The sequence below is a fragment of the Cytobacillus firmus genome (assembly GCF_023715565.1).
In the GTDB taxonomy this organism is placed as follows: Bacteria; Bacillota; Bacilli; order Bacillales; family Cytobacillaceae; genus Cytobacillus; species Cytobacillus firmus_C.
The window spans coordinates 1-15,422 of sequence record NZ_JAMBOJ010000014.1 but is presented as its reverse complement, the minus strand read 5'-3'; the positions used below and the strand labels follow the sequence as shown (position 1 = coordinate 15,422).

Annotated in this window: 15 protein-coding genes; 3 read left to right on the top strand and 12 right to left on the bottom strand. The window is 42.0% G+C overall.

All coding sequences use genetic code 11. The features are described 5' to 3' along the window. Window positions 1-33 precede the first annotated feature (33 nt). The 4 genes from opuFB to ystJ all read right to left on the bottom strand — a co-directional run bounded on the left by opuFB (window position 34) and on the right by ystJ (window position 4,311). A complete protein-coding gene (gene opuFB, locus M3205_RS07495; RefSeq protein ID WP_251169344.1) occupies window positions 34-1,551 on the bottom strand; it encodes an osmoprotectant update ABC transporter permease/substrate-binding subunit OpuFB in 1,518 nt (505 codons plus the stop codon). Further along, window positions 1,548-2,501 carry an ABC transporter ATP-binding protein gene (locus tag M3205_RS07490; protein WP_251169343.1) on the bottom strand — a complete coding sequence of 318 codons (954 nt, stop codon included), beginning with the start codon at window positions 2,499-2,501 and terminating at the stop codon, window positions 1,548-1,550. The genes opuFB and M3205_RS07490 overlap by 4 nt, the downstream gene beginning before the upstream one ends. A gap of 175 nt (window positions 2,502-2,676) precedes the next feature. Next, the gene (locus M3205_RS07485; RefSeq protein ID WP_251169342.1) at window positions 2,677-2,973 is read right to left on the bottom strand and encodes a hypothetical protein; all 297 of its coding nucleotides are present in this window, start codon (window positions 2,971-2,973) and stop codon (window positions 2,677-2,679) included. A 132-nt stretch (window positions 2,974-3,105) separates the two neighbouring features. Continuing rightward, entirely contained in the window at window positions 3,106-4,311 is a 1,206-nt protein-coding gene (gene ystJ / locus M3205_RS07480; RefSeq protein WP_251169341.1) for an NADP-dependent malic enzyme, read from the bottom strand. 138 nt (window positions 4,312-4,449) lie between these two features. On the opposite strand from ystJ, the gene M3205_RS07475 reads away from it, so the two are divergent. Further along, complete coding sequence (locus M3205_RS07475; RefSeq protein ID WP_251169340.1) at window positions 4,450-5,343, top strand: LysR family transcriptional regulator; 894 nt, start codon at window positions 4,450-4,452, stop codon at window positions 5,341-5,343. Between the two features lie 48 nt (window positions 5,344-5,391). On the opposite strand, the gene M3205_RS07470 is transcribed toward M3205_RS07475, so the two are convergent. Together M3205_RS07470 and M3205_RS07465 are read right to left on the bottom strand one after the other, a co-directional pair. Beyond that, entirely contained in the window at window positions 5,392-6,096 is a 705-nt protein-coding gene (locus tag M3205_RS07470) for a gamma-glutamyl-gamma-aminobutyrate hydrolase family protein (RefSeq protein ID WP_251169339.1), read from the bottom strand. A gap of 132 nt (window positions 6,097-6,228) precedes the next feature. Next, window positions 6,229-7,878 carry a catalase gene (locus M3205_RS07465; protein WP_251169338.1) on the bottom strand — a complete coding sequence of 550 codons (1,650 nt, stop codon included), beginning with the start codon at window positions 7,876-7,878 and terminating at the stop codon, window positions 6,229-6,231. A gap of 213 nt (window positions 7,879-8,091) precedes the next feature. Here M3205_RS07465 and M3205_RS25580 point away from each other — a divergent pair, with 213 nt between their 5' ends. After that, window positions 8,092-8,217: a hypothetical protein gene (locus tag M3205_RS25580; protein ID WP_285886207.1), complete on the top strand. Its 126-nt coding sequence runs from the start codon at window positions 8,092-8,094 to the stop codon at window positions 8,215-8,217. A 455-nt stretch (window positions 8,218-8,672) separates the two neighbouring features. On the opposite strand, the gene M3205_RS07460 is transcribed toward M3205_RS25580, so the two are convergent. Then, window positions 8,673-9,458, bottom strand: a complete 786-nt coding sequence (locus M3205_RS07460) for a glucose-1-dehydrogenase (protein WP_251169337.1) — start codon at window positions 9,456-9,458, stop codon at window positions 8,673-8,675. Between the two features lie 12 nt (window positions 9,459-9,470). Then, window positions 9,471-10,325: a GRP family sugar transporter gene (locus tag M3205_RS07455; protein WP_251169336.1), complete on the bottom strand. Its 855-nt coding sequence runs from the start codon at window positions 10,323-10,325 to the stop codon at window positions 9,471-9,473. 290 nt (window positions 10,326-10,615) lie between these two features. Here M3205_RS07455 and sstT point away from each other — a divergent pair, with 290 nt between their 5' ends. Beyond that, on the top strand, window positions 10,616-11,848 hold the full coding sequence (sstT, locus tag M3205_RS07450) for a serine/threonine transporter SstT (protein ID WP_251169335.1): 1,233 nt from the start codon (window positions 10,616-10,618) through the stop codon (window positions 11,846-11,848). Window positions 11,849-11,949: 101 nt separating this feature from the next. Here the strand turns inward: sstT and M3205_RS07445 are convergent, their stop codons facing one another. From M3205_RS07445 to M3205_RS07430, 4 genes are all read right to left on the bottom strand, one after another. Continuing rightward, entirely contained in the window at window positions 11,950-12,345 is a 396-nt protein-coding gene (locus M3205_RS07445) for a VOC family protein (RefSeq protein ID WP_251169334.1), read from the bottom strand. Window positions 12,346-12,477: 132 nt separating this feature from the next. Further along, entirely contained in the window at window positions 12,478-12,780 is a 303-nt protein-coding gene (locus M3205_RS07440) for a hypothetical protein (RefSeq protein WP_251169333.1), read from the bottom strand. Between the two features lie 57 nt (window positions 12,781-12,837). Further along, window positions 12,838-13,506 carry a P-II family nitrogen regulator gene (locus M3205_RS07435; RefSeq protein WP_251169332.1) on the bottom strand — a complete coding sequence of 223 codons (669 nt, stop codon included), beginning with the start codon at window positions 13,504-13,506 and terminating at the stop codon, window positions 12,838-12,840. Then, window positions 13,490-14,974, bottom strand: coding sequence for a DUF1538 domain-containing protein (locus tag M3205_RS07430; protein WP_251169331.1), 1,485 nt, complete (start codon window positions 14,972-14,974; stop codon window positions 13,490-13,492). The genes M3205_RS07435 and M3205_RS07430 overlap by 17 nt, the downstream gene beginning before the upstream one ends. Between the last annotated feature and the right edge of the window lie 448 nt (window positions 14,975-15,422).

Genomic DNA, 15,422 nt, shown 5'->3' with positions numbered 1-15,422 from the left:
TAATATATTCGATAATTCCTTGTTCAATCCAAATTATTTCAGCAATCCTTCTTCCTGAAGAAACTCCCTTGCAGTTTCTTCAGGACTCACACCTTCAACATTTACTTTATAGTTCATTTCACGCATTTCATCATCGGTGATCTTTCCATCCAGCTTGTTTAGGGCCTTGACAAGCTCAGGATGTTCTTTAGCGGTTTCTTCTCGCATCAGCGGGGCTCCCTGATAAGGAGGAAACAGATTTTTATCATCCTCAAGAACAATGAGGTTATATTTTGCGATTTCACTATCTGTAGAATAAGCATCTACTAAGTTGATTTCACCTTTTTCAATTGCACCATAACGCAGCTTGGGCTCCATGGTTAAAACAGTTGGAAAGTTCAGGCCATACAGCTCCTGAATGCCCCGATAGCCATCTTCCCGATCCGAGAATTCAAGAGTGAAGCCGGCTTTAATGTTTTCCTTGACTGCTTTTAGATCCGAAATGGATTGCAGGCCATAATCCTCAGAGAATTTCTTCGGTACAGCCAGCGCATACGTATTATTGTATGCCATCGGTTTCAGCAGTCTCATACTGAACTGATCCTTCATTCCTTTTCTCGCCTGTTCGTAAACCTCCTGCTGTTCAGTGCTTACCGCTGACTCTTTTAAAAATTCAGCAATGGCTGTGCCAGTAAACTCAGGATACACGTCAATACTGCCTGACTTCAGAGCATTAAAGACGAACGATGTTTTTCCTAAACCCGGTTTTAACTCAACACGAAGATCGGTTCCAGTCTCAATCAGCAATTTGTACATATTGATCAGAATCTCAGGTTCTGAACCAATCTTCCCTCCAATAACAATCTTCTCTTCAGACTTATTTGTCAGCAGTGGAAAAGCTATAACCAGTATCATTGCGCCAATGAAGACTCCCAATGCAGTGATCGACCGTTTAAAAGACATATGCTCGAATCGCCGCAGCATCATGTCAAAAAGGATTGCCAATATAGCTGCAGGTATGGCCCCAAGAACAATCAGTGCCGTATTATTTCGATCGATTCCAAGGAGAATCAGTTCTCCCAAGCCTCCTGCTCCGATTAAAGCAGCGAGAGTAGCAGTTCCCACGATTAGCACCATTGCTGTCCGGATGCCGGCCATAATAACCGGCATAGCAAGGGGGAGCTCTACTTTCATGAGCCTTTTGCTCCTCTTCATCCCCATTGCCCTTGCAGCTTCAATTATGGAATCATCCACTTCCTTAATGCCTGTATATGTATTTCTCAGAATGGGCAGAAGGGCATATACGATTAGTGCGATAATGGCAGGCAACTTTCCTATCCCAAATAAGGGAATCAACAAGCCAAGCAGTGCTAATGAGGGAACAGTCTGTAATACTGCCGTCACTCCAATGATCCCCTCTGCGATTTTTTGTTTATTAGTCAGATAAATTCCAAGCGGGATCGCAATCAGGACTGCAAAGAATAAAGCAATAAGTGAAATCTGTATATGCTCAATCAGCACATTGATTAGCTGCCCTTTTCTTTCATTTAAAACAGAGCTAAAGGCATTCATGACCTCACCTCATTCTTCATGCTTCCAGCAAGTTCACGGATAAAGGCCTGCCTATTGACGATGCCAATGATGTTTCCGTCCTCTTTGACAGCAAGTTCATCATGTATGGACAATAAGCTTAGTGTTTCTTCAAATGTAGCGGCGGCTGAAATGACTGCTCCTTGCTGTCCTGTTTTTGTAACCGGCAGAAGGATATCATGAAGGCTGAATCCCTCTATGTACGACCCATGCTCTTCCCCGACAAACTGCCTGACAAATTCGTTTTCCGGATGTGCAAGCAGCTCTTCAGGTGTGCCGGTTTGGACAATTTCCCCATCTTTCATGACACAAATACGGTCGCCGAGCTTTAGTGCTTCCTTCATATCATGTGTGACAAACACAATCGTTTTCTTTATTTTTTTCTGAAGGCTGATTAGGTCATCCTGAAGCTTTTCCCTGCTTAGGGGATCCAACGCACTAAAGGGCTCGTCCATCAGAATGATAGGAGGATTAGCTGCAAGTGCTCTCGTTACACCCACCCTTTGCTGCTGTCCTCCCGAAAGTTCATGCGGCTTGCGGCTCCGGTATATGTCAGGCTCCAAACCGACCATTTCCAATAACTCATCAATCCGTTCTTTAATTTTCTTCGGCTCCCAGTTTTTCAGCTCCGGTACAATCGAGATATTTTCTCCAATTGTCATATGAGGAAAAAGGGCTATCTGCTGAAGTACATAGCCAATATCCCAGCGAAGCTCATGAATGTCATAGTCACTAATTCGTTTGTCATTTATGAAAATCGTTCCGGCTGTCAAAGGAATCAGCCTGTTAATCATCTTCAGAACGGTGGTTTTCCCGGAACCGCTCGGACCAATAATTACAAAGAACTCGCCATCTTTTATATGTAAATTGATTGAATCTACTGCTTTTGTACCATCCCGGTACTGTTTCGACACATTGTCAAACTTAATCATTGCTCCACCTCACATATATGTGTACATCTGGATTATTCCCTATATAAGCTCCCCGAAAACGGTCCTGTCCGCATTTTCTTTTTTGCTTATACTATCATACAGATAGACAAGGAACATTTCCATTTTAAGAGTCCAAAGAAAAAACAGCCTCCATTTTATTGGAGGCTGCCTGTGATTAAGCCGAAGATTTTTTCAGGTTCTTAAAGAGGTCCGGAAAGTCATTTGTGATTGCTTCACGGATATCCCCATATGCAAGATGGCTAATGGGATATGCTTTTACTTTCTTTAAGGTAGAATGCGGATTTCCTTTAAATATATTTATGGTTTCTTCTAAAAATTTTTCCTGCTGGAACAGATGATTGTTTCGATTTTTATAGACTTTGTTTTCTGTTTGTTCATAAATAACATAATAGTTATCAATGATTTCACCACGGAACAATTCCTGCGTCTCAATTACTTCGTATACTTTCATCGGTATCAGTCTCCCTTTTAAATAAATTAATAGTGACGAAAGTGAACTTCATTCCCATTGGCAAAACCAACATCTTTTTATTGTGGATACTATGTTGTTATTTTGAACATGCCTCCGCATGCTAATTTTATTCTATTGGCTTATTATGTGGTTCTCTCTAATTTCAATTCTGGCTGCACCTGTTTCCTGTGCTGCTTTTATTACTGCATCCTTTACCGCTGGGACAACCCGGCTGTCGAGTGGTCCTGGTATCACATAATCAGGTGTCAGGTCTGTAGAATCAATTAAATCGGCAATAGCTTCGACAGCTGCCATTTTCATTTCTTCATTTATTTCAGTAGCCCTGACGTCCAGGGCTCCCCGGAAAATTCCAGGGAATGCGAGGACATTGTTCACCTGATTCGGTAAGTCTGATCTGCCTGTGCCAACGACTTTGGCTCCTGCAGCTTTTGCCTCATCCGGCATAATCTCAGGCACTGGATTGGCCATGGCAAATATAATGGAATCTGGACTCATCGTCTCGACCATTTCCTTTGTTAAGGCACCGGCAGAGGAAACACCTATGAACACATCGGCACCGATGATAACTTCCTCAAGCGGACCTATGCGTTTTCCAGAATTGGTGATTTTCGCAACAGACTCTTTAACAGGGTTCATTCGCTCTTGACGCCCTTCATAAATCGCTCCTTTTGTATCACACATGATGATATCTTTAGCACCCATATTCAAGAGAAGCTTTATAATGGCAATTCCAGCGGCACCTGCTCCATTGATTACGATTTTTATTTCATCCATTTTTTTGCCGGCAAGCTTCAGTGCGTTGATTAACCCTGCTGCAGTTACAATCGCAGTTCCATGCTGGTCATCATGAAAAACCGGAATATTCATTTCCTTCTTAAGCTGTTCTTCAATGTAAAAGCAATTTGGTGCAGCAATGTCTTCCAGGTTAATGCCCCCAAAAGAAGGCTGCAGCAGCCTGACTGTTTTAATGATTTCTTCCGGGTCCTTCGTATCAAGGCAAATCGGAACCGCATCAATTCCGGCAAATGCTTTAAATAGTGCAGCCTTCCCCTCCATAACAGGCATGGAGGCTTCAGGGCCAATATCCCCAAGTCCGAGCACCGAGGTTCCGTCAGAGACAACGGCAATTAAGTTTCCTTTAATGGTATAGTCATAGACTTTCTCAGGCTGGTCATGAATTCTTCGGCACGGCTCTGCCACTCCTGGGGAATAGGCTAAGCTTAAATCTTTCATGCTATTTAGCGGCATTTTTACATCAACTGTTAACTTTCCTTGAAACTTCTCATGAAGCAGCAGAGATTCCTTTTGCAGATCCATTCTATGCATCTCCCTTTATTAAATATTGTTAATTTTCAGTATTTATTGTAAATTATTATATAATGAATCGCATTCATAAATGAAATACATATAATCTATAATCCTTATGCCTTTTGGCTATACCGAGGAGTGAAGTGAATGGATATCCGGCATTTAGAATATTTTGCTGAAGTTGCTCAGCACTTAAGTTTCACGAAAGCATCCCAGACCCTGCATGTCACCCAGCCTTCCATCAGCAAAGCCATTAAAAATCTTGAAGGTGAACTAGGGGTACCGCTTTTTTATCGGTCATCGAAGCAGCTGGAATTAACGGATGCTGGAAAAGCAGTATTAATCAATGCGAAAAAAGTGCTTGAGGCATTTCAGAACCTGACATTGGAATTAACAGATCTTATGGAGCTGAAGGGGGGTGAAATCAAAATAGGCATACCTCCCATAGTCGGAGCAGCCTTCTTTTCGAAGCTTATCAGCCAGTATAAAGAAAAATTCCCATTAATCGAAATAAAATTAACAGAAGTCGGCACCAAGAAGATAAAAAAAGGGGTGGAAGATGGCACGTTGGATATCGGCTTGATTTGCACCGTACCGGCTCATGGCAGCGGCTTTGAAATAATCAAAGTCATAAAGGATCCCTTAATGCTCATTATCCACCGGGAGCATAGGCTTGCTTCTAAAACGGAAGTGCATTTTTCCGAATTAGCCAAAGAGCCTTTTATCCTCTACCGTAAAGATTTCACCCTTTATGACTTAATTATTGAGGAATGCTTAAAGAGCGGCTTTCAGCCTAATATCGTCTGTGAAAGCTCCCAAAAGGACTTCCTGCTGGGAATGGTTGAGGGGAAACTGGGAATCACCATGCTGCCCAGCAAAATCTGTAAAAACATAAACTGCCATGACCTTGTGGTTCTGCCAATCTCTGAGTCTGCTGTTAATTTAGAGCTTGGGATGATCTGGAAAAAGGATAAGTACTTATCCTTTGCGGTCCGGGAATTTATCACCAGTGCGGAGACTTTTTTGGAGGAAGGGCAGTGAAACGCCGTCGCGCAGGTTAAGAGTGCGACGGCGTTTTAACTTCTAAAACTATTGCGAGCCAGCCTTAACAAATGCCTTAAATATAGCCTTTGAAGGGGTATCGTTTTTTTGTGTCATACATTCAGGGTGCCACTGTACCCCTAATGCAAAGCTATGTTTACTGCTCTCAAAAGCCTCAATGACACCATCATTTGCTTCGGCACAAACCTCAAAGCCGTCAGGCATTTTGCGGACAGCCTGATGATGATAGCTATTAACTTTAAAGCTTTGCATTCCAGTGACTTTGTGGAGGAGAGAGTTGCTTTTAACATTCACAAAGTGAGTCGCATGCCAGCGAGGAGCCTTTTGGCCATGCTGAAGCAGAGGTTCGCTCATTTGAGAATAGATGTCCTGATACATATCACCGCCAAGTGCAATACTGAGTATTTGACAGCCCCTGCAAATGGCTAAGATTGGTTTATCACGAGCGAGCATCTTTTTTATTAGGCCGATTTCAAATATATCTCTTTCAGGACAAATACTGCCCAGCTTTTGATGGGGTTCTTCACCAAACAGTGTTGGATCGATGTCCCCACCTCCTGTAAGTAGCAGCCCGTCAAGGGTTTCAGCTAATTTGTCTATTTTGTCATCATCCAACAGATTAGGGACAACAACCGGTACGGCTCCAGCGTTTAATAATGAATGGATATTATCCATTGATACGGTAAGCTGCTTGTCATCTAAATTTGAAGTAACCCCTATTATTGGTTTCATTTTGCACCCCTGGATATGTAGTTTAAGGAGATATTCTACAAAACCTGGAAGAAGTCCTACCAACCTGCAATAAAAAGGGAATGAGCGTAGACCAAAAAGACTGCCCATCTTTAGGCAGCCCTGTTTTCATCTTTAATATGGATCTGTTTCGCGGCTTTTTTCAACTGCTTCTTTTGCTGCCTGGTTCTGAGCAATCGATCCTTGCCCATATTTGGATCTTCCAGCATCCCGGCCAGGCACTTGCTCTTTTTCGCTCATTGCTTGCAATTCTTTCATAACTTTCGCTGTTCCTTCCTTCACGCGGCGGCCATAATCTTCATCTGCCTGTGTGAAATGCTCAAACATGGCATCCTGGATACGTTTGTCACAAACTGCCAATGCTTCAGACAGGTTTTTAATTAATTCATCCCGTTCCCAATCCTCAAAGCTCCGGTAAGTATGACCTGCCTGTCCATAATTATTAGGCCGATCAATCGGAGCGCTCATGGCTGCTGCATTATAGGTTGGCCGATGAGGTGTGCGGCCTTCTTCAGGAGCTTCTTTAAATCCGCCCTTTATCGATGGTTCATAATTAATATGCGGATTTTCCCCAGACTCCCTCGGATCACGAGTATCCATTTGCCCTCTCTGCTGATTTGTGCGCACAGGCGCTTTCGGTGCATTAACAGGCAATTTTAAATAGTTCGCTCCGACGCGATAACGCTGTGTATCGGAATACGAGAAAGTCCGTCCCTGCAGCATCTTATCATCAGAAAAATCCATTCCGTCGACAAGTACCCCGGTACCGAATGCAGCCTGCTCAATCTCTGCATGGTAATCTTCCGGATTGCGATCAAGAACCATGCGGCCAACCGGAAGCCATGGAAACTGATCTTCCGGCCATAGCTTTGTATCATCAAGGGGATCAAAATCAAGTTCTGGATGATAGTCATCCTCCATAATCTGCACAAAAAGCTCCCATTCAGGATAATCTCCGCGTTTAATCGCCTCAAATAAATCCTGTGTGGCATGACCGACATTTTTCGCCTGAATTTCACTTGCCTCTTCCTGTGTCAAATTGCGGATTCCCTGTTTCGGCTCCCAGTGATATTTCACCAGTACTGCTTCCCCTTTTTCATTTACCCATTTATATGTATTAACGCCTGATCCCTGCATATGGCGGTATGTAGCGGGTATACCCCAAGGGGAAAATAAGAAAGTAATCATATGTGTAGCCTCAGGGGTCCTGGCCACAAAGTCAAACATCCTCTCAGGATTTGGCACATTTGAAACAGGATCAGGCTTGAAGGCGTGAATCATATCAGGGAATTTCATCGCATCACGGATAAAGAAGATTTTAAGGTTATTCCCTACCAAATCCCAGTTTCCGTCCTCAGTATACATTTTTACGGCAAAACCTCTGGGATCACGTGCTGTTTCGGGTGAATCCTTTGCACCGGCCACTGTCGAAAAGCGGACCATTAATGGCGTTCTCTTCCCTGCACCTGAAAAAACCTTTGCTCGTGTATACTTTTCGACCGGTTCATCGCCAACCTTTCCGTATGTCTCAAAGTATCCGAATGCCCCTGCTCCTCTTGCATGCACCACACGCTCTGGTACCTCTTCCCTGTCAAAATGGGATATTTTTTCAATAAAATGGTAATTCTCCAAGGTCGCTGGTCCCCGGTTGCCTATGGTGCGAATGTTTTGGTTATCAGTTACAGGGTGCCCCTGCCGAGTAGTCAATGTCTCACGCTTTACATCTTGCTCATTTGCTTTATGACTATCTTTATTTTCTGCCACAAACAGTCCTCCTTTTAATTAATGACTCTATTTTTTGTTTGAATTTGGAAAAATATACCCTGATTCTGTTAATTGCCATTCTTTTCACATACTAAATATTTCCTATATCCACTTACCCTTTGTAGTAGTAATTAAACCGTGGGGCACATCCATTCTTTTCGAATAATGTTCAGGTCTTTGCAAAAAATACTCTTGATCAAGGGAGGTGTCGACTTGCCAAATCTTAATGATAATAAGTTCAGAAAAATTCAATCTGAGAGCCAAAAGCAGGGTAAAACATACGAAGAATATGCTGCTGAGCTGGAAGCAAATAAAATGAAGGCACAGAAAAGAAAATAAAAAGAATTAAAGCGCTCTTTTCCCTATAATCTTTAGGGGATTGGCGCTTTTTGTTTTCAGCACTTTCTTTCACAACATTTTAAAAGTCATTACTGAATACTTTTGTATAATCAAATAAGGGAGAGTTCCAAATGGTAAAGTAAAAAATGGATATTATTGTCTTTCCCTTCGACCTGCCCGGCCGGATATCGGTACAAATGGAACTGCTTTCACCTTTTTAGCAATGAGCGGAATAATTTAATAATTTGTCCGCATCCCGTTCATAGATTGTTAACATTTCCATATTACAATGAATTTGTACCGAAACATCATACAGCCCTTTTTCTTTACCCCTTCAGGTCCGGCCTCTTTAAGTGGCCGGGCTTATTTATATCGCTTCATAAAAATATGGTTAGGCGACCGGCTGAATGATGAAATAGAAATAAGCCCCTCTCACACTGAGAAGAGCTGTCCATTCATCCTTTACCAGCCTGAAACCCTGGATATTGTGTCATGCCGCCATCAGCAAATAATGTTAATCCGGTGACATAGCTGGCTTCTGTTGATGCAAGCCATACTGCACAAGCCGCTATTTCTTCCGGCTTGCCAATGTAGCCCATCGGAATGAGCTCAAGCACACCTTTTTTCAATTCCGGATCTGAGAATTTCTCCGCATTTATTGGTGTATCAATAGCACCAGGGGCAATGCAGTTCACCCGGATACCATGCGGAGCAAATTCCAGCGCAAGAGTTTCGGTCATCAATTTGACGCCGCCTTTGCTTGCAGCATAATGAACAAAATGAGGCCATGGAATTTCCTGATGAACAGATGACATATTAATGATTGAGCCTTTTATTTTGTTTTCCAGCATGTAATTGATAGCTTCACGGCAGCCGATAAATTGCCCCGTTAGATTCGTCGAAATCACTTTGTTCCAATCTTCCAGAGTAAGTTCCTCTGATGGAACTTCATTTTCGATACCCGCATTATTTATCATGACATCGAGCGAACCGTACGTTTTAATAGCATGGGCAATCATTCTTTTAACGTCCTCTTCCTTTGTAACATCCCCCTGGATGGCAGATGCACTGCCGCCGGCTTTCTCAATCGTTTCTATGATTTCCTGCACTTCCTGTTCCTCATTAAAATAATTGATGACTACCTTTGCTTTTTCAGCCCCAAACCGTTCTGACATTGCTTTTCCCAGCCCGGTCGCTCCCCCGGTAATAACCACAACTTTCCCTTCAAGACTTGGATACATATGATCACTCCCTTATTTTTTCGTAAAGCCCAGCAATACTCCCCCTGCGATGATAAATATACAGCCAAGAAGAACCATAAACACCTGCTTTTTGCTTTTCCGCTCATTTAAAAAGAAAAGCCCGCCAATAGTGGAAATTACTATACCTGTTTGAGAAAGTGAAAAGCTGGTAGCCACGCCGATTTTCGGAAGGGAAAGGAGCAATCCCAGATTCCCGGTACTCCAAATCAGCCCAGTAATAATATTACGGATAGCATATTTGTTATAAGGCCTGCGGCGGAGAGTTATGAGGAATGCTCCTAATAGCATTCCGATTGCCTGTGGTAGAATGGCAGACCAGCCGTCAATTTCAAACCAGCGGATGAGTACCACATACCCGACAAATCCTGCTGTCGATAAAAGGAGTACTAGCAGGCCTTTCTTGAGACTCCTTCCCTGTTCCTGATCATCTCCCTGTTTCAGGGAAGTCAGAATGGCACCAATAATTATGCAGACCAATGAGGTGACTCCGATAATAATGCTTATCTTTGTTTCCCATTCTTTAAAAATGAATACTCCAAAAAATGTGGTTCCAATAAGCTGCAGTCCGGTGGACATTGGAGCTGTTTTTGCTACCCCTAAATAGCGGACCGCCCCAAACTGATTTTTCTGTCCGATCGACCAGAATAAACCAGAAATCAATCCGACTGCCCAGACGACATTGGAAAGATCCGGCCTTTTAAAAGTATAGACAGCTACAGCAAACAACAATGCTCCTATTGTCGTGCCCAGAGTCTGGCTGTCCTCGTCCCCGCCGAGCTTGTTGCTGACAAATACAATGCTGCCCCATGAAACGGCTGCAATGAGGGCTAGTAGAATTCCTGTCATGGTGTGTACCTCATCTTTCGGTTTTATGTACATATTTAGGTTGCAGTTATATAAGAGCTCTTATTCCTCAAGCGAAAAACTATTGGATTTTTATTATCATTCCACATATTTAACCCACTAAAACCAATATTATCAGCAGCCTATCTAGCAACAGTCCTTTAGCAAATATTTCAATATAATAATTTACACACAATTTATAATATTTGTGTTAAACTTACAAATGTCACTGTCCAACAACAGTGAAAGGCCATTATTCTCTTTTATATAATAAACACTTCGGAGGGAATCCAATGAAAAACGCATTCAGCAAGTGGAACGAAATCAGCCTGGTCAAAAGAATCCTGCTGGGAATCATCGCAGGTGCAGCCCTCGCCTTGACTATTCCAAAGACAGCGGGATGGATCTCTATCTTTGGTACATTATTTGTAGGTGCATTAAAAGCAGTAGCTCCGGTACTGGTTTTTTTCCTGGTCATGCATGCCATCTCCAGGCATAGAAGCGGCCAGAAGACGAATATGAAGTCCATTATAGCTCTTTATGGTATAAGCACCTTTTTAGCCGGACTTGTTGCAGTTATGGCAAGCTTTATTTTCCCAGTTACTCTTTCACTTGCTCCGGGAGCAGAGGATGTAGCACCACCTGGAGGAATTGCGGAAGTTCTCAAAACTCTTTTGACTAATGTGGTGGACAACCCGGTCAATGCCCTAATCAATGGTAATTATATAGGAATTCTAACTTGGGCAATTCTTCTTGGCATTGCCTTAAGAAAAGCTGCAGATACAACAAAAAACATGCTCTCAAACTTTTCAGATGCCATCTCGACCCTGGTAAAATGGGTAATCAGCTTCGCACCAATCGGAATTATGGGTCTTGTGTTTGATGCGATTGTCACCAATGGTCTATCTGCACTGATGGATTACGGCAAATTACTGGCCATTCTATTAGGATGCATGTTCTTTATTGCTCTTGTTGTAAATCCTCTTATCGTATTTTTAAATATTCGCAGAAATCCATATCCGCTTGTTTTAAGATGCTTAAGAGAAAGCGGGATTACAGCATTCTTTACTCGGAGCTCAGCAGCAAACATTCCTGTAAATATGAGCTTATGCGAAAAGCTTGGACTGGATGAAGATACGTATTCCGTCTCCATCCCATTAGGCGCAACAGTTAATATGGCAGGTGCAGCTGTTACAATTTCTGTTCTTACTCTTGCAGCTGTTCACACATTAGGTATTCAAGTGGACTTTGGAACAGCTCTAATCCTTAGCGTGTTAGCAGCAGTCTCTGCCGCTGGTGCTTCGGGCGTTGCAGGCGGTTCCCTTCTTCTCATTCCTTTGGCAGCGAGCTTATTCGGAATTCCGGATAACATAGCTATGCAGGTCGTCGGGGTAGGATTTATCATTGGCGTATTACAGGATTCCTGTGAAACAGCCCTTAACTCTTCCTCAGATGTTCTATTCACAGCAACTGCTGAATATAAGAAGAAGCGCAAGGAAGAAAAAATTTCAAAACTAATCGCATAAATAAAGGAGCCCCTCCTTAAAGGAACTCCTCTACTGAAGCCAGTCGTTTTAGACTGGCTTTTTTTATGTATGGTTTCATAGGTGCTAACAGTCTTAACCATTCACTTCGCATTTTCATCTGGCTGATGAATACCGAAAATATTGCCTTCAGTATCCTTGTAGTATCCTTGCCATGCCATACCTGGGAGAGCATACTTTGGCAATGCAACAGTTCCCCCATTTTCAAGGATTTTGCTTTCTGCAGTATCGTAATCTTCCACACCAATTGTGCAGGAATATCCGTTTAACGCCTGATTAGCTTCTGGTGGTGGTCCCTGGCGCTGCATAAGAGCACCATTAATGCCCAGCTCTTCATCATGGCCAGTCACTGCTCCGTAATAAGGCATTCTGGCATATTCACTCCAATCCTGAAATGACCATCCAAAAACCTCTCCGTAAAACTTTTTTGCCCGCTCCATATCATCGACATGGATTTCAAAATGAATTAATCTGCCCATTTTCTCCTCCTCATCCCGTAATCGCTTACACACCTTTAATTATACTGTTTATGACAGTATTTTAAACAAATTTCAAATATAATTATTAGCATCATGATAAGTCAGACACCTTTATCTTAATATCTCAGGATGTTACAGGCTGTAATTTTTACGGCTGAAAATAAATAGGCTGACGCCAAGTGTCAACAGAGATAAAAATTTACTTGCAAGCAAGAGATAAGAGGTTTTATCTGAATCCATGGGAATATGGGGATGCTGGTTTAGAGTGTAAATAATGAGAAGGCCAAAGAGAAGGATCACATAGGCGTTCTTAAAAGACCTATCAAATATTTCCTCCCCTTTATCTTCCTGAAAATCAGTTAAGATGGAAAAGCCGTACGTGAAAATGAGTAGCATGGTGTAAATTAAAACTGTGACTGCAAAAAAGATATTCAAATTTTGCTGCCCCCTTTTCCATTTACTACTAATTTAGCCATTAAATCAGGCTGCCATTCACTTATAAATCCCGTAAGTTTTGCTGACTTCCTGCACAAATATGATCCCATTGCCCGGCTCATCAATTTTAAGTTTTTTTCTTATCGAGGATACTATTTTTTCTGTACTTTCTTCCTCTGACAGAATAAGCACAATTTCCTTCTCTGGTTCAATGGCCATTGAAAATAGCTTGCTGGTTTCATGAATACCCGACCCTCTAGCATTAATGACCGTACCACCTTTAGAGCCTGCTTCGGCTGCCGCATCGATCACTTGCTCTGCATTCCCTTTTTCTACAACCACCGTAATGGCATGATACATCATTTTATCTACACCTCTTCCCTGATCACTATTTCCGCTTCTGCAGCGGCTTGCTCCGATCACATTACAAACAGAAATGGCAAAAGCGATACCGTGGTTTGGTTTGCTGAATTTGAATTTCCTGTCAAGCTGCTGGAGGGCATAATCGGCTGTGTGCTTATCCGCAACCATCAGGACAATTTCCTTTTTCACATCAGTTAATGATAAGAACTCCAGGAGGCGGTTTTGGATAGTCCCTTTTCCCAGGAGGACGGTTCCTCCTGAAATACCATTTGCCTTGGCAGTTTGCAGTACTTTACTTCCTGATCCAAAGTCAACAATCACATAGACTAATTCAAATCCGGCAAAATCAGAGTGACTGTGCATCCTTTTCAAAGCCTCCTTTTTTGGATTTTAGTTTAAACATAAAACCTAATACCTGCAGGGCAATCAGAGGAGTCAGTGCAACCATTGCAATCATGCCAAATCCATCTATTAATACATTGGCCCCTTCTATTGATTCTGCAGCTCCCTGCACAAAAGCTAAAATAAATGTAGCTGTCATCGGGCCTGATGCCACCCCGCCAGAATCAAAAGCAATCCCAACAAACAGCTTTGGAACAAAGTAGGTCATGGCAATCGCAATGGCATAGCCCGGTAAAAGATAATGCCATAGCTGCAGCTCAGGAATAATGATTCTTAACACTGATAGAGAAACGGCTGCGCCAACCCCTATTGATAGGGAAATCATGACGACCTTCCTTTTTACATATCCGCTTGTTACATCTTCAATTTGATGTGTTAGCACATGAACAGCAGGTTCTGCCAAAATGGTCACGAAGCCCAATATAAAACCTATAATAATAATGTATGCTTTACTGTCTAAAGAGGCTATGCTGTGTCCCACCGCCGTGCCGACATCCATAAAACCTGCATTTACCCCTGCTAAAAAGAGGACAAGGCCCAGAAAAGTAAAAACAATTCCCTTAAGTATTTTGTGAACTGCTTTTTTGGACATTTTAAAGATCAATTTCTGAAGCAGCAAAAAAATCAGTAAAATCGGAAGCAGGGCCAAAAATACTTCACCTGCAAGTATGGGTGTTTTATCTAAAAATGGTCCAAGAATATCTGCAGAGGGATCATGATGTTCAAGACTGCCGGAAATCTTATCGGCTTTCGATAAGATGCTCATGATCATGACAGAAATAATCGCGCCTGTTGAGGCAACGGCTACTAATCCAAAGCTATCCTGTTCAGATGCTTTGCTATCCTTTTTCAGTGAGGACACACCAAGTGCTAAAGCCAGAATAAACGGAACCGTCAAAGCTCCGGTGGTTGCCCCAGAAGCATCAAAAGAAATAGCCAGGAACTCCGGTGATGTGAAAATGGCAAGAATGAAGATAATAAGATACAAAATCGTTAATAATCTATACAATGGAAGGTTATACACAATTCTTACCAGGCCTGCAGAAAGCAAAGCCGCAATACCGATTGAGACGATAACCACAATATAGCCCTTTGAAATAAGACCTGAGGTAACCAGTTCAATTTGCCCTGCCAAAATGTGCAAATCTGGCTCAGCTATCGAGATGATAAAACCAAGTACGAGGCCGGCAGCAATGACAATCCATACTTTATTTGTTTTTGCCATGCCAGCACCCATCATCTGTCCAATTGGAGTTATTCCGATATCCACGCCAAGCAGGAAAACAGATAATCCGATAATGATTAAAATGGCCCCAATTATAAAGCGTATAATCAAGAAAGAGTCTAATTGGGTAATTGTCAAATTTAAAATGATTACAAGTGCGGTAATGGGGAGAACTGCATACAAAACTTCTTTAATTTTAGGCATTAATACACTCAAATATAGATCATTCCTTTCCAATTAAAGTTTAATACCATACATAAACAGCACCTTCTTCGTTTTATAATTAGGCTGCAAATAAAAAAGCCTCCCTCAAAAGGACATAATTGCCCCTTTGTGACAGACTCCACCTAAAAAATGCTATTATTATTACCTATATTATGACATAGGATGACTTTTAGAAGAAGACATTTTTTCATTTTCAAAAAAATATTTTTTAATCTATAAACTTTATAAATTTTAGATAATATGCCCATTTTTCACTAGCTTAATAATCAAAAATAAACCTGACCTACGTTGAGGTCAGGGCAGTTTGTAGACAAAAGGGGTTCGGAATAGTCTCATTCCGGACCTCTTTTTTGAATTTTATTGGCTTTGAAGCATTTTCAGATGATGATAGACCTCTCCGAGGTCATCTTCTAGGCCATTTCTGGAC